At 43.2% G+C, this 24454-nt stretch carries 21 protein-coding genes; 13 read left to right on the top strand and 8 right to left on the bottom strand.

Annotation, left to right across the window (positions count from 1 at the left end):
• Nucleotides 1-274 precede the first annotated feature (274 nt).
• Nucleotides 275-448: a pyocin activator PrtN family protein gene (locus M0C34_RS21275; protein ID WP_371923110.1), complete on the top strand. Its 174-nt coding sequence runs from the start codon at nt 275-277 to the stop codon at nt 446-448.
• An 83-nt stretch (nt 449-531) separates the two neighbouring features.
• On the opposite strand, the gene M0C34_RS03805 is transcribed toward M0C34_RS21275, so the two are convergent.
• A complete protein-coding gene (locus tag M0C34_RS03805) occupies nt 532-3813 on the bottom strand; it encodes a putative Ig domain-containing protein (protein ID WP_248714329.1) in 3282 nt (1093 codons plus the stop codon).
• A gap of 158 nt (nt 3814-3971) precedes the next feature.
• Between M0C34_RS03805 and M0C34_RS03810 the strand changes: the two genes are divergently transcribed.
• The 3 genes from M0C34_RS03810 (at nt 3972) to M0C34_RS03820 (ending at nt 7035) form a co-directional block, all read left to right on the top strand.
• The gene (locus M0C34_RS03810) at nt 3972-4886 is read left to right on the top strand and encodes a LysR family transcriptional regulator (protein ID WP_248714330.1); all 915 of its coding nucleotides are present in this window, start codon (nt 3972-3974) and stop codon (nt 4884-4886) included.
• Nucleotides 4887-5299: 413 nt separating this feature from the next.
• A complete protein-coding gene (dusA, locus tag M0C34_RS03815) occupies nt 5300-6277 on the top strand; it encodes a tRNA dihydrouridine(20/20a) synthase DusA (protein WP_248714331.1) in 978 nt (325 codons plus the stop codon).
• 119 nt (nt 6278-6396) lie between these two features.
• Nucleotides 6397-7035, top strand: coding sequence for a super-infection exclusion protein B (locus M0C34_RS03820; RefSeq protein WP_248714332.1), 639 nt, complete (start codon nt 6397-6399; stop codon nt 7033-7035).
• 1 nt (nt 7036) lies between these two features.
• Here M0C34_RS03820 and M0C34_RS03825 read toward each other — a convergent pair whose 3' ends face one another.
• The gene (locus M0C34_RS03825) at nt 7037-7498 is read right to left on the bottom strand and encodes a methylglyoxal synthase (RefSeq protein ID WP_248714333.1); all 462 of its coding nucleotides are present in this window, start codon (nt 7496-7498) and stop codon (nt 7037-7039) included.
• A gap of 113 nt (nt 7499-7611) precedes the next feature.
• On the opposite strand from M0C34_RS03825, the gene M0C34_RS03830 reads away from it, so the two are divergent.
• Both M0C34_RS03830 and M0C34_RS03835 read left to right on the top strand, forming a co-directional pair.
• Nucleotides 7612-8181, top strand: a complete 570-nt coding sequence (locus M0C34_RS03830; RefSeq protein ID WP_248714334.1) for an SOS response-associated peptidase family protein — start codon at nt 7612-7614, stop codon at nt 8179-8181.
• Between the two features lie 13 nt (nt 8182-8194).
• Nucleotides 8195-8791 carry a gamma-glutamylcyclotransferase family protein gene (locus M0C34_RS03835; protein ID WP_248714335.1) on the top strand — a complete coding sequence of 199 codons (597 nt, stop codon included), beginning with the start codon at nt 8195-8197 and terminating at the stop codon, nt 8789-8791.
• 45 nt (nt 8792-8836) lie between these two features.
• Here M0C34_RS03835 and pykF read toward each other — a convergent pair whose 3' ends face one another.
• Nucleotides 8837-10249 (bottom strand): pyruvate kinase PykF, encoded by a 1413-nt coding sequence (gene pykF, locus M0C34_RS03840; RefSeq protein WP_248714336.1) that lies wholly within the window; start codon nt 10247-10249, stop codon nt 8837-8839.
• Between the two features lie 251 nt (nt 10250-10500).
• The gene (arcA, locus tag M0C34_RS03845) at nt 10501-11211 is read right to left on the bottom strand and encodes a two-component system response regulator ArcA (protein WP_248714337.1); all 711 of its coding nucleotides are present in this window, start codon (nt 11209-11211) and stop codon (nt 10501-10503) included.
• Between the two features lie 737 nt (nt 11212-11948).
• On the opposite strand from arcA, the gene M0C34_RS03850 reads away from it, so the two are divergent.
• On the top strand, nt 11949-12446 hold the full coding sequence (locus tag M0C34_RS03850) for a putative 4-hydroxy-4-methyl-2-oxoglutarate aldolase (RefSeq protein WP_248714338.1): 498 nt from the start codon (nt 11949-11951) through the stop codon (nt 12444-12446).
• On the opposite strand, the gene M0C34_RS03855 is transcribed toward M0C34_RS03850, so the two are convergent.
• Nucleotides 12443-12991, bottom strand: coding sequence for a hypothetical protein (locus M0C34_RS03855; RefSeq protein WP_248714339.1), 549 nt, complete (start codon nt 12989-12991; stop codon nt 12443-12445). The two genes, M0C34_RS03850 and M0C34_RS03855, sit on opposite strands and share 4 nt — an antisense overlap.
• Nucleotides 12992-13124: 133 nt before the next feature.
• Nucleotides 13125-14831 (bottom strand): bifunctional isocitrate dehydrogenase kinase/phosphatase, encoded by a 1707-nt coding sequence (aceK, locus tag M0C34_RS03860; RefSeq protein ID WP_248714340.1) that lies wholly within the window; start codon nt 14829-14831, stop codon nt 13125-13127.
• 453 nt (nt 14832-15284) lie between these two features.
• Here aceK and thrA point away from each other — a divergent pair, with 453 nt between their 5' ends.
• The 4 genes from thrA to tesB all read left to right on the top strand — a co-directional run bounded on the left by thrA (nt 15285) and on the right by tesB (nt 21078).
• A complete protein-coding gene (thrA, locus tag M0C34_RS03865) occupies nt 15285-17756 on the top strand; it encodes a bifunctional aspartate kinase/homoserine dehydrogenase I (protein WP_248714341.1) in 2472 nt (823 codons plus the stop codon).
• A 1-nt stretch (nt 17757) separates the two neighbouring features.
• Nucleotides 17758-18723 carry a homoserine kinase gene (gene thrB, locus M0C34_RS03870; RefSeq protein ID WP_248714342.1) on the top strand — a complete coding sequence of 322 codons (966 nt, stop codon included), beginning with the start codon at nt 17758-17760 and terminating at the stop codon, nt 18721-18723.
• Nucleotides 18720-19997 carry a threonine synthase gene (gene thrC, locus M0C34_RS03875; RefSeq protein WP_248714343.1) on the top strand — a complete coding sequence of 426 codons (1278 nt, stop codon included), beginning with the start codon at nt 18720-18722 and terminating at the stop codon, nt 19995-19997. The genes thrB and thrC overlap by 4 nt, the downstream gene beginning before the upstream one ends.
• A 220-nt stretch (nt 19998-20217) precedes the next feature.
• Nucleotides 20218-21078 (top strand): acyl-CoA thioesterase II, encoded by an 861-nt coding sequence (tesB, locus tag M0C34_RS03880; protein ID WP_248714344.1) that lies wholly within the window; start codon nt 20218-20220, stop codon nt 21076-21078.
• A gap of 70 nt (nt 21079-21148) precedes the next feature.
• Here tesB and grcA read toward each other — a convergent pair whose 3' ends face one another.
• Nucleotides 21149-21529 (bottom strand): autonomous glycyl radical cofactor GrcA, encoded by a 381-nt coding sequence (gene grcA, locus M0C34_RS03885; RefSeq protein ID WP_248714345.1) that lies wholly within the window; start codon nt 21527-21529, stop codon nt 21149-21151.
• Nucleotides 21530-21959: 430 nt separating this feature from the next.
• On the opposite strand from grcA, the gene M0C34_RS03890 reads away from it, so the two are divergent.
• The gene (locus M0C34_RS03890; protein WP_248714346.1) at nt 21960-22517 is read left to right on the top strand and encodes a hemerythrin domain-containing protein; all 558 of its coding nucleotides are present in this window, start codon (nt 21960-21962) and stop codon (nt 22515-22517) included.
• Nucleotides 22518-22565: 48 nt separating this feature from the next.
• Here M0C34_RS03890 and M0C34_RS03895 read toward each other — a convergent pair whose 3' ends face one another.
• Nucleotides 22566-22733: a DUF3545 family protein gene (locus M0C34_RS03895; RefSeq protein ID WP_248714347.1), complete on the bottom strand. Its 168-nt coding sequence runs from the start codon at nt 22731-22733 to the stop codon at nt 22566-22568.
• Nucleotides 22734-23038: 305 nt separating this feature from the next.
• Here M0C34_RS03895 and M0C34_RS03900 point away from each other — a divergent pair, with 305 nt between their 5' ends.
• Nucleotides 23039-24451, top strand: coding sequence for an alanine/glycine:cation symporter family protein (locus M0C34_RS03900; protein ID WP_248714348.1), 1413 nt, complete (start codon nt 23039-23041; stop codon nt 24449-24451).
• The last annotated feature ends 3 nt before the right edge of the window (nt 24452-24454 follow it).

Below are 24454 nucleotides of genomic sequence, written 5' to 3' on the forward strand. Positions count from 1 at the left end.
TTCACTGCAATAGCATCATCTCACTTCTGAAACACATTCAATCTTGGTTGGGATGATTGTAAATCTTAACGCCAATAACATTTTCTCTAATTCTTTCTTTAGTAACAGTGGCTGACTCTAAGTTACCAGAATCACTCTATCTATTGCGCTCGCAAACGCTTTGAGAAACAATAACTCCAAGGTGTAATCAAGCCAATTGATTACAATTTGGAGAAAAAATGATCCCCAATTTCAAAAAACTTGATGCTCGGATGATGTTGTTCATTATGTTGGTATGTTCCCGGTGATTCCTGAACGAGATATTGCTGTGGAGTATCTAGGAATGTCTCCCAATACAGCTTTGAAAAAAGCGAGAGAGCAAGCGCAGCCACTACCCACTTTTCGTTTGGGTGATAGTGAGAAGGCTGACAGGGTTGTCAGTATTCACCATAGGTCGCGTGTTTCATAATGGTATCAAAATGAGAGGGAAATAAGGAAAAAGCCCTGCGATGCAGGGCTTTGTATTACGTGTAATGTAGTTAGCTACTGTGATTATTTAGTTTGTGCAACGTTAGGTTGAATACTGTATTTAACAGACTCTTGATACTTGTTGTTTGAAGTACCAATGATGCTATATAAAGTAGCACTTTCACCTTTGGTGCCATATACCGTTCTAGGGATAGTAACCGAAGCACTACCTTGAGCTTTATTACTACATGTCGAGTTGTAATCAGCCTTATCGCCAGAGCTTAACCAAAACGATTCGAAGTAATCAGAAATAAGCGAACAAGTCACGTCATCACCATCAACGGCTTTCTCAAAGGTTATTGTGGCGTTTGACTCGGTCAAGCTAAGAGTAACTTGACCGAATTGAGAGTAGCCATCTCGGTTGGTAGGCAGGTAGAAACCCAAGCTATTATCACCTGCATTCGAACTCGCATTTAATCGCGCTTCGACAGCAGCTTTATCAGTAAAGTGCTCTTTTCGCTCGCCATATGAAACAACCGATAAGGCACCCTGCGATAGCTCACTAGCATCGCCAATCACGGTGTATGTGGTCGAATAGAAACCAGCATTAACCTTAATGTTTGCACTTGCTGCATCGATAGTGTAACTGCCTTCTACAACCAGATCGGCATCTGTAGGGCAGGTCGTATTATTCGAAGCATTACGTTGGTTAACGTAGTACTCGCCATTTTCAAACTTGAATGCATCACACCATACAACTTGATGCGTTAAGTCGACTTCTCCATTAGAAGAGCCATGCTCAGTCAAGAAAAATGTTTTCCCTTCGAGCAAGTTAGGATCTAGAGGTGAAGGTAGCGTTGACTTGGGATCCCATACAGTATTGATACTTCGCAATAGAGCATCATCGGTAGACTCTAATACGATATCAACTTTTTGACCGATCTCATCTCCGTGTTGACCAACAACAATACGTAACTCACCTTGATTAAATTGGCGCATGTAATGTTGTTCGTAGTCGGCAGAATTCAGTGAGTTGTAACTCAACAGCTCTTTACCATCACCCGAAGTTGAAATTTCCCAAGTACCAGTCCAATGCATAGGTAGTGAACTGCCGTAACCATCTAGTTCGCGAGCTTTGAAGGTGCCTGATTTTGTCACCTCTGATGAGTAGATACTCTGCTGATTAACAGTAAAGTCCGCGCTGAGAAAACGCACTTCATCAGCACCGGAGCTGTCATCCCAGTCCATGCTTTGATAAACGGTGTTATCCATCGCAGGGACAGGTAGCATCGCGTTGAATGGCAAGTTTTCAGTCGAGTCTAACCAAAACAAGTCGTTTTCAATTTTGAATACAACCTGATAGTCGCCATTGTTTTCTGATGTATAAACAGGTGTATAAACTTCTCCGTCACCTAGTAATGTGCCATCCGGTTGGATTTCAACAGGCCAGCAATCATCACTGTTCGGGCTGATAATAAGTGTTTTATTTTCGGGTAACTCTAGTTGAGCGAGTTGTTGCGGTGTCGCAATATCAATACTTTTCTTCCAACAGAAGTAGTGCTGATCTTGGCTTTTCATCAATGAAGCCCAACCCATCTCTAGGTCAAATTCATCTTCACCAATCTCACCCATACGCCACTCACCGCCAATAAAGTGTCTCTCTTCAAAGCGTGCGGCTGGAGCGGGTACTACAGGGTCTGTAGGTTCTGAAGAGTCCTGTTCTGCTACAGGTACAGTAAACAATGCCAATTCAGGAGGGTTCACACCATCATCTGCATAGAGCTTGAGATTGGCATCACCTGAAGATTCAGGTGTGCCTGTTAGCGTAAGAGTTGAACCATGAATGGTTGTATTGACCCCTTCGATCGTATGTTGCGCTGTTAGCGTCAACACATCGTCATCTATAAACAGTTGGTCAAGATTAATATCGCTATTAACAACATTACCAACCTGCAAATTAAGCGCTGTTAGCTCATCGGCTATACGCTGTTGCACTTCGGTGTTGAGTTCTGGTGCTGCATTCGGTGCTTCTGCAACATTTAGCTTTAGGAGGGCGCTTACTGAAGGGTGATGGTCATCATTCGCTGTCACGTGAAATGTAAATACACCTTCTTGCTCTGGTGTTCCTATAATATGCAGCTCAGCGCTTTCGTTATCAGCATTGATGCTTAAGCCATTCCCTGTGACGTCTGTTACGTCGTAAGTCAAGACGTCGTTGTCTGCATCGATAAATAAGTTGTTAATCGATACACGTTCATCAACACTTTGGGTTGCCGTTAGATTTAAAGCATCAAGGTCGGACTGTACGGTATTTTGCTCATTCAATACTGGCGCAGTATTGGGTGTAAATATTTCAACTTCAATGACCAAGGGGTAAGAGCGAGAAACACCGTCAGAGGCATAGGCCAATACATTGTGAACACCCGTTTCCGTTGGCGTGATAGTGAGAGTTGAGCCCTCAATGAGTGCTCCAGCTTTGTCTTGTGCATCAACTGAATAAGTCAGAACATCGCTAGTATCTTGATCAGAAAATAGTGCGGAGAGATCGTAACTAACTGATTCGCCAAGTTCAAACGCTTCTGGCTGCGAGAACTCTAGATTAACGCTCGGGCGATGGTTTGTCTCAATACCTTGATAGCCATTTTCATCAGTATGAACAATTGGAGCATAATCATCACTTAGCTCTTGGGTTTCATCGGCAATAATGTCTGATGTTTCTTGTGAAATAGCTGAAATAACGCTTAGCTGATCTTCAACGTCAACAAGTACATCATCATTATCTACTAACGTTTCACCAACAACGTTGACCGCTTTAGCTTTTTCTGCTTCTTCACCTTCTCCCTCTGCTACTGCAACGTAATCGCCAAAAATGTCTTCAGCGGTATAAACCACATTGTCATTGATATTGAAGGACTCAACAACCGCTTGTTCGGCCTCTTCTTGTGTCATTTTAGTGCCATTTTCTTCGGCATACTCTATCTGTTCGACAACAAGGTTAGTCATTGGACTGACAATGACTGGCTCGTCAGCGCTTTCTGGTACAGAAGGGGCCGCAAGGGTAAACTCATCAACAACAACCCCGCGGGTGATATCAATCGTTTCGCTTGGGATGGCTGTAATGCACACCTTTTGATCAATAATGTCATCTGTAAGGTCAAGCGTTAGTTGACCATTTTGATCGGTGGAGCCTTTGTAAATGTCACAGTTATCACCGATATAGACTTTAGCTTTATACAGGTAACCGTCAATTGCTGTTATCGTGATTTGTTCTGGCGTTGGAGTAGGATTAGATTGGTTTGAGTCATCGCTACCACAACCGGACAGCGCTAGTGTCATCGCCGTTGCTAAGAAGCTTATTTTTTTCATTGTGTACATCCTTCGTACATTGATTTATAGGTATTGCTTTATTTGAATTTTTCTGGAATGTAACAATCCAGTAATGTCCGATGAGTTTAATTTTTCTAGATAAAAAACTGATACTATTAGATATAATTATTTTTATATCTAATTGGTAAGCTATAAGTATGAAGTCGAGTGAGTATCATTTGTTAGCTGTTTTTGCGGCAGTAGTTGAAGAGCGAAAGTACACGAAGGTAGCTAAGAGATTAGGCATTACTCAGCCGTCAGTCAGTCAAAGTGTCACTAAACTGAGAGATATCTATAATGACCCACTTTTCATAAGGGAAAAGTTAGGCGTTAGACCGACAGAGTTTGCGTTAGAAATATACCCCGATATTGCGGATGCAATTTCAAGATTAGACGCACTATCTGCTACAAGGACTCAATTTGACCCTAAGTCGAGCAAGCGTGTATTTAGAATTTCTACTATAAGTCTTTTTGAGCACACTTTAATTCCAAATCTTTTTAGGAGAGTAGAGGAAGAGGCTCCGCATGTAACGCTTCTGGTTGAAAATCACAGCACCAAAGAGACTAAAGATATGTTACGAGGAGGCAGTATTGATATTGCGATCGAAGGGGTTGTCAAAACACCACCTTTTATTAAGTCTCAAACATTTTACGATGATGAGTTGGTAGTGGTCTGTGGTAAGAACCATCCATTGTTTTCGAAAGGAACTATTTCAGAGGAGGAGTTTTTAAACAATCAACATATCACTCTTTCAAGTCTCTCTGACAACGCGAATTTTTTCGAGAGTTTTTCTCCCCATAGTGTAGAACTATTAAAGAAACGAAGAGTTAAACGGCAGGTCGCAAGTTATTGGGGGTTGTTATCTTCAGTTAAAAATAGTGATAGTTTGGCTATTTTCTCTCGTAAAATGGCGGTTTCGAATATTGATTTGTTCAACTTAAAAATATTGGATAATGACTTTATCGACCAAAAAGTCGAAGCATCGATTTATTGGTCAAAATCGAGAAATGTTGATCCCTCGATAGTCTGGCTGATTAATAAGGTCAAAGAAGCTTCTATTTGTTCTTTATAGTCGCAGGGCTAGATATCTTCTGCGGCATCAACCTAACCTCCGCGTGTGACAACTAGCGCCGCCTAAAGGGAGACGCGTAGTGTCACAGGTTAGTGGATGGTCGAAATAAAATCAGTATGGGTGCTGTTCTTGCCTGCTTTTTCGATTGTTGCTTTTGTCATTTCGAATCTCTTAGTCATTGTGAAAGTTTCAAAGTGAGAGATCAAATAAACACCTTTGCAGTTGCAATTGAAGCAACCCCATTACGGCTGTATAATCCTCCGCCTTATGTTCGTAAGGGGGACGACGTTGTCCCCTAAAATGACTACTATTTGTCCCTCAGTGCTAAACAAAGCTAGAATCGGACAAAATATAGAACAATACAAAGCGGCAGGATGTGCGCTGTGTTTTTGAATTTAAAAGAGGTTCTTGATATGCACTCATCATCCCGTTTTTCGGTAGCCCCCATGCTCGATTGGACCGATAGACATTGCCGTTTTTTTCATCGTTTGATGAGTAAGCAGACTTTGTTATATACCGAAATGGTTACAACAGGGGCGATACTTCATGGTAAAGGTGATTATTTAGGGTTTTCTGAGCAAGAACACCCAGTGGCCTTGCAGTTAGGGGGCTCTAACCCTAGTGAGTTAGCTGAGTGTGCAAAGCGCGCTGAAGACCTAGGCTATGATGAAGTTAACCTGAATGTAGGCTGCCCATCTGATCGGGTGCAAAACGGCCGGTTTGGCGCTTGCTTAATGGCTGAGCCTAGCTTGGTGGCAGAGTGTATTAGCACTATGCAGCAGCAAGTGAATATTCCGGTTACCGTGAAAACGCGAATTGGCATCGACGAGCAAGACAGTTACTCGTTCCTACGTACGTTTATCGATCAGGTTGCCGCGGCGGGCTGCGAAACCTTTATTATTCATGCGCGCAAAGCGTGGCTATCGGGCTTAAGCCCTAAGCAAAATAGAGATATCCCCCCTTTAGACTACTCTCGGGCTTATCAAGTGAAGCAAGATTACCCGCAGCTAACTATTAGTGTAAATGGTGGTATTACTAGCTTAGCGCAATCGCTAGAACATTTAGAGCACTTAGATGGCGTAATGATGGGGCGTGAGGCTTATCATAACCCTTACTTATTGGCGGCGGTTGACCAGCAAATTTTTGCCAGTAAAGAAGCCAGCTTAACCCGTCACCAAGTGGCCGAATTAATGCTCCCTTATATTGAGCAGCACCTAGCGGCTGGTGGCCGTTTACAGCATATAAGCCGTCATATATTAGGTTTATTTCAAGGCTGTGTGGGGGCTAGAGCGTGGCGTAGACATTTAAGTGAAAACGCTCACAAAAGCGGTGCCGGTATCGACGTGATGCATGCCGCTTTAGCCTTAGTGCCCGAGGGGGTAAGCGCTTAAACCTTGTGTTTAATTTCATTGAGGTTTTAGCGTAGCGCTCTCACTGTCAATTTACTCTTTGGCACAAGCCTTGCTATTACTACCTGCAAGCGTCAGCATTTTGGCAGGAGAGTGAAGCAATGGAATTTTTGAGTAGGTTAATTGCCCGTTGGGGGGTATTAGACGTTTTAATGGCGTGGTTGGTGGTAGCCAGTGGCTTACTACTGGTTATTCCTAAGCAATGGCTACCAGAGGCTGGATTAAATCCTCAGTTAAGTTTGGTATTAACCATTAGCTGTGTAGCAGGTTTGGCTTATTTTATCAGTCGCAGTTTGTTGTTGTTGGTAGCGAGTTTAAGCCGCAGTATGCAGCATCGCCGAGAGTTACATCGTTTGTCGTCGATGGTCGCGTGTCTTGACCATTCAGAGCGAGCGGTGTTACGTGAGTTTGTGATAACTCGTCGCACGGTGTTAAGCCTGCCTTTGGCTGAACCCGCGGTGATGAATTTGATGGAAAACGGCGTATTAAAACCGATGAACATGCAGCATGTTCAAGAGCAACGAACCAACGTTGACATGATGATCAATTTGGCCGCTCGGCCATTGTTAAGCTATAAAGCCTTAGGGTTGCCAGTGGGTAAATTGAACGAGGAACAAATAGAGCATTTAAAGTCTATCCGTCCCCGTTTTTTACAAGCCGACTACAAAGCTAACAGAACTCACTCTGGTAAGTTATTTCGGATCCGCGCTGGTGATGAAGAGAGCAGAACCGCTGCTTAAACTACTTTGGCTCGGTTCTTTGTTTCAAATATCCTGCGTAATCAGGAACGTCCACTGAGAACTCTTGATTAAAATGGCGGCTGGCTAAGATAAAGTCAGCCGTTGCTTGATTGGTAGCCATAGGAATGTTCCATACCGCCGCTAAGCGTAATAAGGCTTTAACGTCTGGGTCGTGCGGTACCGCATCGAGTGGGTCCCAGAAGAAAATCATTAGATCGACTTTTCCTTCTGCAATCATGGCGCCTAATTGTTGGTCGCCACCCATGGGGCCACTCAGCAAAGCTTCTACCTCAAAACCTTGTTGGCTTAACAGCGTACCGGTGGTGCCAGTGCCAAATAATTGGTGCTTAACTAATTCGTCGCGATGCCTATTTGCCCATTTAATTAATGCGCCTTTCTTATGGTCGTGAGCCACAAGCGCGATACGCTTGCTAACCTGCATCTTGCGGGTAGTGGTGTCCATGTTACCTCTTTTTTTCCAGTAGTTTGAAAGCGTTTACTAGGGTTTATGGTACTGTTTGTATTAATGATTAGCTAGCAGCTGAACTGGGTTTATTTCTGGCGTGAGGTAAAACTGTGTGTGGTAGTGTAATGATTGGCGGCGAGTACCAAATAAGACAAGCCGTTGGTGTAGATTCGTTATTTTTAGAGTTTGGTGATAACCAACAATATCGACCAGGTCAGCGGTTACCGGCCTTGTCTCTCAGCGGGCAGCAATTGCTGTGTGAACGTTATTCCTGGGGAGTGAAGTCGACTTATCACCCTCAACGATTAATTAACGCCCGTATTGAGTCGGCGGCGCATAAAACCACTTTTAAAAATGCTTGGCTAAAGCAGCGCTGCTTAGTGCCTATTAAAGCTTGGCATGAGTGGCGTAACCAGCAACGCTTCGAGTTTTCTACCCAGCAAGTCTCCCCCCTGTTTATTGCGGGGCTGTATTTTTCTGAGCCCCAAGATGACAGCCAGTCGATGGTGGTTTTGACCCAAACGGCAGTGGCTAGCTTAAGTGAATATCATCACCGAATGCCCGTGTTGTTTACTTTGGAACAAGGTTTACAATGGCTAAATGGCGCAGCAGTAAACAATGATTGTTCACAGTTTGATTTCTCAGTGGGCAGTGACAGCCAGCAATTAGCACTGTTTTAAGCAGGGAGAATAAATGGTTTATATTTTTGGGTATGGCAGCTTAATTGATGCCGACTGTCGGCAATGCACGTTTCCGGCACAGCACGCCTATGCCGCTAGGTTAAAGGGCTTTCAACGTTACTGGAGCGGTTTGAAAAGTGGTGACGATCGCTCAGCGGTGGTCATTGCCCCCGATGAAAAAGCCAGTGTGAACGGGGTTTTGATCCCCTTTGATGAAGCATTTTTGCCGGAGTTAGACGAACGGGAACGAGATTATCAGCGTATCTGTATACAGCTACCACAAATAGAGGTTTTATCTGAGTTACCAGAGCAAGCGGCCAAAATTTATACCTACGTGGCTAATGATTATTGGCACCCCCAAGCGACTAGCCCTATTTTGCAATCTTACTTAGATGTGTGTTTGCGAGGGTGTTTAGCAATTAGTGAGCAATACGCTCGAGAGTTTTTATTATCTACCAACTACTGGGTCCATCACTGGGTGGATGACCGCCATCAACCTCTTTATCCTAGGGCTGCCAATATTGATGGTTTGGCGTTACAGCAGATTGATTCGATATTAACGGAGATGGAGCACCTCAGTGCCTATCATCCCTTGAATAACAAGCAATAAAAAAGGCGCCTAAGGCGCCTTTTTAAACGTCAGTAAACGTTGCTATTAAAGTACGTGTACAGAAGAAGTGTTAGTAGTACCTGATGGTACTAGCGCACCAGAAACCATAACAATGATGTCGCCTTTCTTAGCTAGGCCAGAAGCAATCGCTAATTCTTTGCCTGATACGTAGAACGCGTCAGTACTTTCAATGCTGTCTACTACGTGAGGAACAACACCTTTAGTCAAACAAAGTTGAGCTGCAGTTTTGATGTTGGTAGTAATAGCTAGGATGTTAGCTTTAGGGAAGTACTTACGTACAGACTTAGCTGACTTACCGCCTTCAGTAGCAACAACAATTAGAGGAGCGCTTAGCTTCTCAGATGCTTCTACTGCGCCTTTACATACCGCTTCAGTGATACGTAATTTACCGCTATCACGAGCTGGATCAAGGTTAGAAGGCATTACTGCATCAGTACGCTCACAAATAGTTGCCATGATAGATACCGCTTCAACAGGGTATTTACCTTTAGCAGACTCACCTGAAAGCATTACAGCGTCAGTACCGTCTAAGATTGCGTTAGCAACGTCGCCAGCTTCTGCGCGAGTTGGGCGTGGGTTTTTGATCATTGAGTCAAGCATTTGAGTTGCAGTAATAACCAACTTACGTGCACGGTTACATTTCTCAATCATCATTTTTTGCGCGAAGATTACTTCTTCAACTGGGATTTCAACACCTAAATCACCACGAGCAACCATGATACCGTCAGACACTTCTAGAATTTCGTCGAAGTTATCTACACCTTCTTGGTTTTCGATTTTAGAGATGATTTGGATTTTTTCGCCACCATTTTCGCTAAGTAGTTGACGAATTTCTAAAACGTCTTCTTTTTTACGAATGAAAGATGCAGCGATGAAATCAACGCCTTGCTCACAACCAAATACTAAGTCGCCTTTGTCTTTAGCAGAAAGAGCAGGAAGTTGAACGATTACACCAGGAAGGTTAACACCTTTGTTTTCGCCTAGGTCACCGTTATTAAGAACAGTACACTTAACTTCGTCGTCAGAAACGGCAATAACTTCCATTTCAATTAGACCGTCGTCTACTAAAATGATGTTGCCTACTTTCAAGTCTGCAGCAAAACCTGTGTAAGTTACGGCTACGCGAGTGGCATCACCAATCACTGTTTGGTCAGTAGTGAAAGTGAACTCTTGACCCGCTACTAAGCTAACATCGTCGCCGCCAGCTAATTTAATAGTACGGATTTCAGGGCCTTTAGTGTCTAGTAAAACAGCGGCTGACTTGCCAGTGTTTTTCACTACTTCGCGAAGGTTGTTGATGCGAACGCCGTGTTCTGCAAAGTCGCCGTGCGAGAAGTTAAGGCGCATAACGTTCATGCCTGATTCAACTAACTTAGTTAGCATTTCTACCGATTCAGTTTTTGGACCAATGGTACAAACTATTTTGGTTTTCTTCATTGAAGTGACTCTCCGTTAAGGATACTAGTAAAAAAATCTGCGCACATTATACAAGATTGATCACAAAAGGATATGTAGAAAAATAACTACAAATCAGCATGTCGATCAAAATAATGTCGATTTATAATTCACAAATGTGGCTTTTTAATTGTTCAATTTTGTAAAAGCTTGCTGGGCTGCTCATAATTTGAGCATCTTGCAAGTATAAAAAAACCTCGCGAAACTGCGAGGTTTTGGTGTTTATTTATTACTTATTCGATTTCACCACAAAAACGATAGCCTTCACCGTGAATCGTCGCGATGATTTCAGGCGTTTCAGGTATCGATTCAAAGTGCTTTCTAATGCGACGAATCGTTACATCTACAGTACGATCATGCGGCTTTAGCTCGCGGCCTGTCATTTTTTTCAATAAGTCTGCGCGAGTTTGTATTTGTCCTGGGTTCTCAACAAAGTGCAACATGGCACGAAACTCACTACGTGGCAGTTTGTAAGTTTCTTGGTTAGGACTAATTAGCGAGCGACTATTGATATCTAGGGCCCATCCGTTGAAGCGATATTCTTCAACTGTGCCTTTGTCTTCACTGGCTGCTTGACCGTTTACGGTGCGGTTTAGCAAGTTGCGAGCGCGAATGGTAAGTTCACGAGGATTAAATGGCTTAGTAATGTAATCGTCGGCGCCTATTTCTAAGCCCAAGATTTTATCTACTTCATTGTCTCGGCCAGTTAAAAACATTAAGGCTATTTGTTCGCGGTCGCGAAGTTCACGGGCCAGCAACAAACCATTTTTACCAGGAAGATTGATATCCATGATAATTAGGTGAACCGAATGTGCTTCCAGAATGCTATTCATTTCATTGCCGTCGATAGCTTCAAACACATTGTAGCCTTCGGCTTCAAAAGTGCTTTTTAGCGTATTCCGAGTGACCAATTCGTCCTCGACAATTAAAATATTTGGTGTCATGGTCTTCCCCAATGCTGTTTAGAATAAAGTGGCTTGCGAACAAGTAGCTATATAGAAGGTAAAGCAAACGCTACAAATTCTTCCATGTTGAGTTTGTGTTAAAACTCGTTGAATGGCAAAAAAATAGGCAATAAGTTTGTTCAAAACGCGTGATAAATCAGCGAGAGACACCTTCTAAATGCATTGTTCGTTACAAGCAATAAACATATTCTATTGGCTTAACAGTGATATAACAACTTGAGTCTGAAAAAAGCTTACGTTTTCTGCGATGGATTTGATTCAAATCAATCGGAATTAGTCATTATTGTCATTTTCAGCAAACATTACTGAAAATAAACTACATCTTGTTTTCTGTCGTTAAGCGCTAGCTTTCAGCAAGTCTAGCCTTAGATATCAAAAGCTTGCCGCTACCTTTTCTTGTCGTTGGTACTTAATGCTTATAAATCGCATTGTTAACCTGCGCTTAAGTTGTCATTAACTTACATGTTTAAAGGGCGCTAATGCCTTGAAGCAAAACAGCTTTGTAAGGTAACTTTAGGGAAAGTTTTAATAATTTGCTGTGATTGTTGTATGTTCGTTAATTAATCAACAAGGCTGTGGCGTATCTGGGCTTATTGACGAGTTATGCCAAGTGGCCAGTGAAAGTCGAGTATAGAAGTATTTGCTACTTGGCCTTAGACCTTCACAGTGCTTTAATTATGACAGGCTCATGCTTACTGCTATCAAGGAATGATTAGATGCAAGATTTACTTCCCGAGTTATGCGATCTCTACCCAGAGCAAGTCCAGTTATTCGCGCCGGTATTTCAGATTTATGGTTTAAAAAGGCTGTTTCATGGCGAAGTGGTGACGGTAAAATGCTGGCAAGACAATAGCCGAGTAAAAGAGCTGCTGGCCACTGCGGGCGAGGGGCGGGTATTAGTGGTAGATGGAGGAGGAGATCTTCAACGCGCATTAATGGGCGACTTGATCGCTGATTCTGCCTATATCAATGGTTGGGCTGGGGTCGTCATTAATGGGGCTATTCGAGACGTAACCACCATTAACACTATTGATCTAGGTGTTCGAGCGTTGGCAGCTTGCCCAATGAAAACTGAACGTAAAGGGTTGGGAGAGGTTGATGGCACTGTCAGCATTGCTGGAGTGTCTATAGATTCAGGGATGTATTTATATGCAGACGAGAATGGCGTATTGATCAGCCAACAGATGCTAAACTTGCCTGAAGGTTTTGTTTAGAAGCGGTAGCCTAAGCCAAATTGAACTTGTTGCTGAGTTTGCTCTTTTTGGGCTTCAATTTGATAAACCGCTTTAACATCGATGTTGTTTAAAAGGTGATAGGTGCTCGACAACTCTAAGCTATTCTCGGTGTTGTCGAATTTTGGCTGGTGAACTTGAACTAACTTACTTTGAATAGATAAACTTTTAAGTGGTTGGTAGTTCACACCCGTAGACAAATTGAAACCCTTGCGTGTTGCAATATCGTCGTATTGGTTATTGACACCGGCTTCCACAAATAGCGACAGCTCGTTGTATAATTTGTGTTGGTAGCCACCATTGAAAAACCATTCTTGGTTGCTATCTTGTTCGCCGTTACTGACAAACTGGCTGGAGTTAAATCCAGTTAAATACCAATTGTTTAGTTGGCTACGGGTAGACAAGTTGAGATGCTCTCCGTCACCATAGCTGATGCTTGTTTTACTTTCGATATCAGCGGCTAATACCGAACTGCTAGCAATAACCAATAAAGCAGCAATAGTATGCTGAAAACGTAACTTAGCCATCACTGCTCCTTATTGTTATTTTTATTTCCTAATCTAGTATGGTTGATCTGCCTAAGAAGATCATTGCTGATCTTAAAAAAACCGAGATTAGATTAATAAATCATTCGTTTACCGGTTTTAATAGCAGATTATATTAACGATTTATAAAACGCCTCCGTCTTCTATAGGGATATACGTCTTCGAATAGACCTTTCTCAATGTTGCGTTGCAGTTGTTGCCAATAGTTGGCTTGAAATAGGTCTTGGTGTAGCTCTTGAAAGACTTGTTTTACGGTCGGTTTACCGAGTAGAAAAGTGGCAAACTCTTCAGGAAATATATCGTTAGGGCCCACAGAGAAGCTTGGCTGATAGTCCCACATATCTTCAGGGTATTGAGATTTAGGCAACTCTCTAAAATTACACTCAGTCATATATGAAATTTCATCGTAATCATAAAACACTACCCGGCCATGACGGGTGACACCGAAGTTTTTAAATAGCATATCTCCAGGGAAGATATTCGCTGCCGCAAGCTGTTTTATGGCATTGCCATATTCATCAATGACTTGGCGAGTTTGAGCCTCGTCAGCTTGGTCTAAATACATGTTTAGTGGGATCATTTTGCGTTCAATATAGAGGTGCTTAATAGTTAATGACTCGCCCTCAATAGATAACACCGATGGCGCCACGGTTTGTAACTCGTCCAATAAGCTCTGGCTAAACCGAGCCAAGGGAAACTCCACATTAGAAAATTCTTGGGTATCAGCCATTCTACCCACCCGGTCATGTTGTTTTACTAAGCGATATTTTTCTTTAACAATGGCATGACTAACATCCTTAGGGGGGGTAAATTCGTCTTTAATGATCTTAAATACCACATCGTAAGAAGGCAGAGTAAATACCGTCATTACCATGCCTTTGATACCCGGCGCTAATTCGAATTGATCAGTCGAATTATGTAAGTGATTCAGGTAATGCCGATAAAGCTCGGTTTTCCCGTGTTTTTGACAACCAATGGCGGTAAATAGCTCGTAATCGGTCTTGTTGGGTAAGAGTTGTTTAAGAAAGTTAACTATACGGCGTGGTGCAGGGGCGTCTACCATAAAGTAAGAACGGGCAAAGCCAAAAATAATACTCACTTCGTCGGTGTCGATAAGTACACTATCTATTGCCACTTTACCTTGTTGGTTAAGTAAGGGGAATACAATAGGAAAACTCAGCCCTTCACTTTGATATTGGCCAATTAAGTAAGCGGCTTTATTGCGATAGAACACCGGCGTTAACATGGTGATTTTATGCAGCTGCTGGTCACTGAGTTGCGGTATTTGTAGCAGTCGTTGGCAAATAAAGGCGATGTCGCGAGCAAGATCCTCATAGGCAATGCTAAAGCTATAGTTATCAAACAGGGTATGCAGTAGGCTTTCCAAGTGAGTATTTTGGTGGCTGCAGGTGAGCAGTTGGTAGTCGAACAATTTGCTGCATCGGCTGGGGCGAATGAATAGCTGGTTCTCTTCTATATAGCGATGATGAAATAAACGCTGATAAACTGAGTTGAAGAATGATTCGGCAACTTCGAAGTTTTCATGTTGAGTAAGCAGCTCTGAGTAATGAGATTTTACCGCCGCACAAAATGCATCACTACGCTGCATGTGACCAGTCAGCGCTTTAATGGCAGCGCGCGCTTCGGTAACGTGGTGGTCATAAAGTCGGATCCGTTCTCGAGATGCCAATTGAACAGACATCCAATCGGCATCTTCAAAACGCTGTTTAGCACCGCGAGTCACTTCGAGAAAACATTGGTAAAAACTATTAAAGCGTTGCAGCATCGCATGTGCTGCTTGGTGTTCCATCCGTTGATCCATGCTTGTCTTCTTATTGTTGTTTTTTTATTCACTATGGCAGGATTTAAACACCTGTTCAAATTTTTGTTTGTGGCTGATGACAAATGATCCCGCTTTGGTGAATGAGGGTTTGCCTTTGTGTTATGGGGGGCATTGCAATGCGCGATTAATTGGCTGCGCATTATGCGTTAAGTGCGGTTCGCTCTTGCTGGTTTCATATAGTCGTTTAGCGGTGGCGAAATTCGCCTTATAAAGGTAGTTTGAACAAATAAAACTTGACTCTGAAACACAGCTGGTTATGGTATGAACATAAATTGGACTTAGTTTTTTATTCAGATGTCAGTACGTTTTGCTTACACAACCACCACAATGATTACCCGCACCACCACATGCGGGTCGGGCTGGTTGTAGCTACTAACTACATCTAAGAAAGCCCGTATCACTCACGATACGGGTTTTTTTTTGGGAGGAACAATGCGAGTTTTAAAATTTGGTGGATCATCTTTAGCTGACGCTGAGCGATTTAATCGGGCAGCTGATATTGTATTAAGTAATCAGCATCAGTCGCAAATGGCGGTGGTGTTGTCGGCACCCGCTGGGGTGACTAACGATCTTGTCGCTGTGGTAGATAAAGTTAGCCACGGTAACGATGGTGAAAGCTATTTAACCCGTATTGAAGCAACGTTCCAGCAGTTGCTCTCCGATTTAAAAGCAAAATATGCGGGTTTTGCCATCGAACAAATGCAATTGATGGTGCATCAAGAGCTCGGTGAATTACGTCAACTATTAAATGGTGTTGCCTTATTACAGCAATGCCCTGACAACATTCGCGCTAAGGTCTTGTCTACCGGCGAGAAACTAAGCATTCATACAATGAACCACTTATTGTCGGTGCGAGGCCAACGTGCTGAAATTATCATTCCACAGCAAAAATTGGTTGCCACTACCGGTGGTTATCTTGAAGCAGTGGTCGATATTCAAGCCAGCAAACAACGTTTAAATCGCGCGATGATCCAAGAAGGCCTGATTTACTTGATGCCCGGCTTTACCGCTGGAAACCAACACGGTGATACGGTAGTGCTGGGGCGCAATGGCTCTGATTACAGCGCCGCAGTATTGGCCGCTTGTTTAGACGCTGAGTGCTGTGAAATTTGGACAGACGTCGATGGCGTTTATAACTGTGACCCGCGGATTGTTGATGATGCGCGTTTGCTACGCAGTTTAAGTTACCCAGAGGCGATGGAACTTAGCTATTTCGGTGCTAAAGTGTTGCACCCAAAAACCATTGCCCCTATTGCTCAATATCATATTCCTTGCTTGATTAAGAATACCTTTAATCCTCAGGGTGAAGGCACCTTAATTGGCGCACAAAGCCCGGCCCAAGATGATTTACCGGTTAAAGCTTTATCTAGCTTATCAGAGCTTACCATGCTTACTGTTTCAGGCCCTGGCATGAAAGGTATGGTTGGCATGGCTGGCCGAATTTTTGAAAGCATTTCACGCAGCCAGATTTCAGTGGCCTTAATTACTCAATCTAGCTGCGAATACAGTATTAGTTTTTGTATCCATAGCATCGACGCCTCGCGCGCTTTAAGCGCTTTAAACGAAGAGTTTGAGTTAGAGTTGGCTAACCAGTTATTAGAGCCAATTGAAGCGATTGATAAATTGGCTATTATCTCGCTAGTGGGCGATAGCATGCGCCGTAGTAAAGGCGTTGCCGCTCGGTTCTTCACTTCGCTAGCTGAAGTGGCGATTAACATCGTGGCGATTGCTCAAGGTTCTTCAGAGCGCTCTATCTCAGCGGTCGTTTCGCAAGAGAAAGCGGCAGAGGCGATACGTGCCTGTCATCAAAACTTCTTTAACAGCATGCACTACATTGATTTATTCCTTATCGGTGTAGGTGGCGTAGGCGGAGCGTTATTAGAGCAAATTCATGCTCAGCAGCAACACCTTAAAGAACAACAAATTGGTATTCGTGTTTGCGGTGTCGCCAATAGCCGTAAATTGTTGCTCGACGCTAAGGGCCTTGATTTAGAGCATTGGCAACAGCAATTAGAAGCAACCACTGAAAATGGCGGCTTTAGTTTAGACAATGTGGCTAGCTTGGTAGATCAAAGTCATTTGATTAACCCTGTGATAGTGGACTGTACCAGTAACGATGATATCGCCGGTAAATACGCAGAATTCTTAGCCAACGGTTTCCATGTAGTGACCGCCAATAAAAAGGCGAATACTTCTAGTATGGAGTATTACCAGCAATTACGTAAAACAGCCTTAGCTATGCGTCGTAAGTTCTTATACGACACTAACGTTGGTGCGGGTTTGCCAGTAATTGAAAACTTACAAAACTTGCTAAAAGCGGGCGACAAACTAGAGCGCTTCAACGGCATCTTATCGGGGTCATTATCATTCATCTTTGGTAAGTTAGATGAAGGGATGAGTTTCTCAGAAGCCACCACTATTGCACGTGAAAATGGCTTTACCGAGCCCGATCCTCGTGATGATTTATCAGGTATGGACGTTGCTCGTAAGTTGCTTATTCTTGCCCGTGAAGCGGGTATGCCACTGAGCATTGAAGACATTCAAATTGATAAGGCCTTACCGCCAAACTTTGATCCAAGTGGTGACACTGAAGCCTTTATGGCGCGTTTGCCAGAAGCCGATGCCTATTTTGCTAAATTACAGCAAGACGCGGCGGCCGAAGGTAAGGTTCTTCGCTACTTAGGTAACATTGATAACGGCGTGTGTAAGGTATCGCTAAGCGCTGTAGCCGCTGATGACCCGCTTAACCGAGTGAAAGATGGTGAAAATGCCTTAGCATTTTACAGCCGTTACTATCAGCCGATTCCGTTAGTATTGCGTGGTTATGGTGCGGGAACAGCAGTCACCGCCGCAGGTGTGTTTGCCGACGTATTAAGAACACTAAACTGGAACCAAGAGGTGTAATATGAGTGTCGTTGTTTATGCTCCAGCCTCAACCGCGAATGTCAGTGTCGGTTTTGATTCTTTAGGTGCGGCCTTATCGCCCATTGATGGTCAGCTACTGGGTGACAGGGTCATGGTTGAAGCCGCCGAAGGCAGTGATGTGATCATTGAGAATGTGGGTAGCTATGCGCACAAACTTCCAGCCGATCCTAAACAAAACATTCTTTACGATTGTTATCATTACTTTGTTAAGCAGTACGCTGAACATCATGGTAAGCAGCTGGGTTGTGTAAAAATGACCCTAGAAAAGAACTTGCCCATTGGTAGCGGCCTAGGGTCTAGTGCTTGCTCGGTCGTTGCGGCACTAGAAGGCTTAAATGCTTTTGTTAATACGCCTTTCAATAAAGAGCAAATGCTGATTATGATGGGTGAGCTGGAAGGGCAAATTAGTGGCAGCGTGCATTACGATAATGTTGCACCTTGTTACCTTGGCGGTATGCAACTTATGTTGCAACAAGCTGGGGCGACTAGCCAAGCCATTCCTCACTTTGAAGATTGGTATTGGATTGTTGCCTACCCAGGTATTAATATTTCTACTGCGCAAGCTCGCTCAATTCTTCCGGCCCAATATCGTCGCCAAGACACCTTAGAATTTGGCCGTAATTTAGCCGGCTTTGTACATGCGAGTTACAGTAAGCAGCCTGCATTGGCAGCCAGTTTATTAAAAGACAATATTATTGCAGAACCTTACCGCGCTGCGCTTATTCCCGGCTTTGAGCAAGTACGCAGTTATGCCGCGCAAAGTGGCGCATTAGCTAGTGGAATATCGGGTTCGGGCCCTACAATATTCATTGTTACACCAGTATTAGAGCAAGCCCAGCGCGCCAAAGACTGGTTAGAACAACACTTTATTCAAAACGAAGATGGATTTTGCCATGTTTGTAAAATCGATGAACAAGGCACACGAGTAACAGGAACGTCGCTATGAACTTATACAATCTAAAACACCATGAAGAACAAGTGAGTTTTACTCAAGCGGTAAAACAGGGCTTAGGCCAGCAGCAAGGTTTGTTTTTCCCCGATACAATTCCGCAATTTGATGACATTGATGCGGTATTAGATCTCGATTTTCATGCACGTTGCGCCAAATTACTGGCTGCTTTATTAGATAACGAGTTATCTGAAGACACCTTGTTTGAGATGGTAAGCAAAGCGTTTACATTTCCTGCACCGCTAGAAAAAGTGACCGATCAAATAAGCGCTTTAGAGTTGTTTCATGGCCCTACGTTAGCCTTTAAAGATTTTGGCGGCCGGTTTATGGCGCAATGTTTAGCACAATTTTCAGAAGGCAAAAAAACCACTATCTTAACGGCGACTTCTGGAGACACAGGCGCAGCAGTGGCCCATGCTTTTTACGGCATGGAAAACATCAACGTGGTAGTGCTTTATCCAAAAGGCAAAATTAGCCCTCTACAAGAGAAGCTGTTTTGTACTCTTGGTGGCAACATTACCACCGTGGCTGTAGAGTCAGATTTTGATGCTTGCCAAGCGATGGTTAAACAAGCTTTTGATGACCAAGAGTTAAAAGCGGCCATTGGCCTCAACTCTGCTAACTCAATTAATATTAGTCGCTTAGCGGCACAGGTTTGTTATTACTTCGAAGCAGCGGCTCAACTACCTAAAGAACAACGCGCTCAGCTAGTGGTTTCTGTACCTTCTGGTAACTTCGGTAATTTAACCGCGGGTCTTATTGCTAAAGCCATGGGCTTGCCAATTAAGCGTTTTATTGCTGCTACCAATGTTAATGATACGGTACCGCGTTATTTAGCATCAGGAAACTGGGAGCCTAAGCCTACTCAAGCGACGCTGTCTAATGCCATGGATGTGAGTCAGCCAAACAACTGGCCTCGTGTTGAAGAGCTATTCAAGACCCAAGGCTGGGACTTAAACCAGCTAGGTAAAGGGGTAATGACCGATCAACAAACAGCTGAAGCGGTTAAAGCACTCGATGCCGAGGGTTACTTGTGTGAACCACACGGCGCGATTGCTTATCAGCAATTAACTGAGCAATTAGCTGAGGGTGAGCATGGTTTATTCTTATGTACTGCGCATCCAGCTAAGTTTAAAGAAAGCGTAGAAGATATCTTGCAACGTGCTATTGAGATACCAAAGCCTTTAGCCGACAGAGCTGATCTAGAGTTACTGTCTTTAGAGATGCCTGCAGACTTTGCTCAATTGCGAGCAGTGCTGTTAAAACTCTAGTTTATTTGAAGTAAGGCTCTAACTAAGCAGTGATATTATTATCGCTGCTTTTTTTGTTTAAATTTAGCTATTGTTTCGTCTCAGCGAGTTTTTCAGCTCTTGTTATACCTTTATCTAACATTTAGTTAGTTATCAATTAGCTTATTCTAATGTGTAGACGTTGATCTTTTGTTGCTTCTCGCGCATATTGCACCGACTAGTTTTTAAAGATTCGATATCTATGAGTAAAGTGTTAAAAGATTTGCTTGAGCTACTGAGCTTAGAGCGTATAGAAGAAGGTATATATCGTGGTCAAAGCCAAGATTTAGGTTTTGGTGCGGTGTTTGGTGGTCAAGTGATGGGGCAGGCCTTGTCTGCGGCTAAAGAAACAGTGGCCGAACATCGCCAAGTTCACTCCTTCCACTCTTACTTCCTACGACCTGGTGACACTAATCATCGCATCGTATACGACGTAGAGAGCATTCGTGATGGACGCAGTGTATCTACTCGACGAATCAAAGCAATTCAGTTTGGTAAGCCTATTTTCTATATGACAGCTTCTTTTCAAGAAGTGGCTCCCGGCTTTGAGCATCAAGATAAGATGCCAGACGTACCAGCCCCAGAAGAGCTCCAATCTGAACAAGAGTACGCTTTCCAGTTGCGTGAAATGTTGCCTGATTCGGTTCGTGACAAGTTTATCTGTGATAAACCCTTGGAGATGCGCCCGGTAGAATTTGTTAATCCTTTGCAGCCGGAAATACTTCCCGCTAAACGTTGCGTTTGGTTTAAGGCTAATGGTCAGATGCCTGATGACAGCCGAATACACCGTTACCTTTTAGCTTATGCGTCTGATTTCAATTTCTTACCCACAGCATTGCAGCCGCATGGCCGTTCGTTTATTGAACCCACCATTCAAACCGCGACGATTGATCACAGCATGTGGTACCACCAAGACTTCCGCTTAGATGAATGGTTGCTCTACGTGGTAGATAGCCCTGCAGCATCACAGGGAAGGGGCTTAGTTCGAGGGCAGTTTTTCACCCGTGACGGTAAACTGGTTGCCTCAACCATTCAGGAAGGCTTAATTAGAGAACGCAGTTAAGCGATTTATTCCGCTTCAGATATCAAAAAAGCATGCCTAGGCATGCTTTTTTATTGAGCGACACTGAGTCTTATAGAGATTCAGTAAAGGTACGTGTAATTACGTCCTGTTGTTGCTCAGTAGTTAGCGAGTTAAAGCGTACCGCATAACCAGAAACACGAATGGTTAGTTGTGGGTATTTTTCAGGGTGCTTAACTGCGTCTTGCAACGTTTCGCGACGTAGTACGTTTACGTTAAGGTGTTGACCACCTTCTTCGATAGCCTGAGCTTTCATTGGTACTTCGCGATACTCGATTTGACCCAATGCATCGATAGCTACCACTTCATCTTCAGCGTAAAGCTCATCTTTTACACATAAGCAACGGGCTTGGTTTTGCTCGTTGTCTAGTAGCCAAAAAGAGCCTAATAGCGCGTCGTTGTCTGCTTTAGTGATTTGAATACCTGTGGTCATAACATACCTCATTAGCTAATTGTTGTAATTTTATTACATGTTATAGCGATGCCCGAGCCATTTATTGAATCAATATCGCCACTTGCTGTAACTATACTACAATTGACCTTAATCAAAAAAGGGTTTTTTTTGTTTTTTATTATTCTCTTTGTTGATTAAGATTAAGTGGTGCTTGTGAAAATTGTGCTCGTTGTTTTATTGCTGTTGGGTATTCACTATACAAATTGTGTATATTAGTTAAACAAACGCTGTTTAAGTGGCCATCTCTAGCGAGTAAGCCTATAAAAAATAGAGTGAAAATAGAATTATTGGTAAAAACTGTGAACTGTGAGAAATACAAATCTGTCTAATTAACGATCTAGCGCAATAATAATTCAACATTGAGTACTTTATACTGAATCAAAGAGTGCTGGTTAGCCAAGGAGAAGCAATGTTACAAAGTCTTCAAGAAGATCATAAAAATATCGCCAAGTTGCTTAAGGTATTAGAGCAAAAATTAGCTCATATACGTGATGAAAAAGCGGTTAAATACAAATTAATTGCTCATATCATTAGCTACATGCAAGAGTATGCTGATCGTTACCATCACCCCCAAGAAGATCTTATCTACGATTACTACGTTAAATATCGAGTGGTAGAAGATGATTTATCTAACCAACTAAAGCAGCAACACGAACACTTGTTAGAAATGACCAGTGAGCTGAGCGATATTCTAGATATCATTTTGTTAGATGCGGTAGTGCCTCTAGATCAATTTAGTGACAAGTTAGAAGCCTTTATTAAAGCCCAATGGGAACACTTAAATTATGAAGAAGAGGTGGTATTCCCAGCGCTTAAGCGTCATTTGACTGCGGACGACTGGCGAGCGATAGAGCAAAGCTGGCAACATGGCAATCACGAAGACCCATTATTTGGACATCGAGTTGCGGAGCAATACAAAGCCTTGTCTGAGCGGATCAAACTGTCTCAACCAGTAGAAGAAGACTAAGTGGATGCTAATCCAATAAAAAACCCGGCTTAGCCGGGTTTTTTCATTTTAGTATTCGTATTCGGTTTGAAGGTCAAAACTACTGTCGATTGACTGTAGCTCTTTTTGTAAGCGAATTTTTTCTTTAATTGCTTCTATCTCTCGCCACTTTCGTTTTTTGTTTGAACCGCGAGAAGATTTGCTGGTTTCAACAGTATCCAAGTCTAGCCTATCCATGGTTATCTCCTTGTATGTTGTCACAATTAATAAGTACCACACCCACACAAAAAGTAAAATATAAATGTTACAAAAAGGTTATGCTTGGTCACTTTTTTTTGCGTTTTCACTAGAATTATCTGTTACTTCTGCTTTCTCGCTAGGTTTATAGGCAACATTAATACCTTTTATTTATATATAGGCGTGTTTTTATCTTGTTTTTGTTATAAGTCAAAGCATAGTCGTTTGCAGACACCTAGAATCTGCGCTCGCTTAAATTGGGCTTAGTTTTATGAAGCACTACTAACATAAGGTGATTTTGAACCATGAATGAAATAGTTAACTGGTTAAACGACGTACTGTGGGGCAACTTGCTGATCTATTTGCTGGTGGGCACTGGAGTTCTGTTTACCCTTCGTACTGGGTTCATACAGTTTCGCCATTTTGGACATATGTTCTCGGTGATGAAGTCTAGCCGAAGAGGTGATGCCAACGGCATATCGTCATTTCAGGCTTTATGCACGAGCTTGGCTGCTAGAGTCGGCACTGGCAACCTCGCGGGGGTTGCGATCGCGGTGACATTAGGTGGCCCTGGCGCTGTATTTTGGATGTGGCTAATTGCCTTGTTAGGGATGGCAACTAGCTTTGCGGAAAGCAGCTTAGCCCAGCTTTACAAAGTAAAAGACAGCGATGGCAATTTCCGTGGTGGTCCTTCTTATTATATGGAGCAAGGCTTAGGTAAGCGCTGGATGGGCGTGATCTTCGCTATTTGCTTGATCGTGGCTTTTGGCCTGGTATTTAATGCGGTACAAGCTAACGCCATCGCCTCAGCGATGAACGAAGCTTTTGGCTTTGATAAAGCCATTGTGGGTGGCATATTAGTCGCCGCTGCCGCACTGATTATTTTTGGTGGTATTCGCAGTATTGCTCGCTTCGCTGAACTAGTGGTTCCGTTTATGGCACTAGCTTATGTCATCGTGGCTCTAGTGGTTGTTATTATGAACATTCAGCAAATGCCTGAGGTATTTAGCTTAATTTTCCGTTCTGCTTTTGGTTTTGAAGAGGCCGGTGCGGGCGCCCTAGGTGCCGCCATGATGAATGGTATTAAACGCGGCTTGTTTTCTAACGAAGCGGGTATGGGTAGTGCCCCGAACGCTGCGGCAACGGCGACTCCTTACCCGCCACACCCTGCTTCGCAAGGTTACGTGCAGATGTTAGGTGTGTTCATTGACACCGTGGTTATTTGTACCGCTACAGCGGCCATTATCTTACTGAGTCACAACGAACAATTGACCGGTGATGGTATTGCGCTAACTCAGCAAGCCTTGAGCAGTCAAGTGGGCGATTGGGGCAGTTACTTTGTGGGAGTGGCAATCATCTTTTTTGCCTTTACCTCTATTGTGGCGAACTACTCCTACGCAGAAACAAATTTAGTTTTCTTAGAGCATAATCATAAAGCGGGTTTGTGGATTTTCCGTTTGTTGGTGCTAGCAATGGTAATGTTTGGTGCGGTGGTTAAAATTGACATCATTTGGAATTTAGCCGATGTGTCGATGGGGTTCATGGCCATTGTTAACTTGATAGCTATCTTGTTGCTGTCAGGCGTTGTGGTTAAGTTGGCAAAAGATTACAACCGCCAATTAGACGCAGGTAAAGTGCCTACGTTCAACAGCGACGATTTCCCCGAGCTTAAGAAGCAGCTCAGTTCTGATATTTGGTCGGGCTCCAACAAGTCTTAAACC

Source organism: Agarivorans sp. TSD2052, from assembly GCF_023238625.1.
GTDB lineage: Bacteria > Pseudomonadota > Gammaproteobacteria > Enterobacterales > Celerinatantimonadaceae > Agarivorans.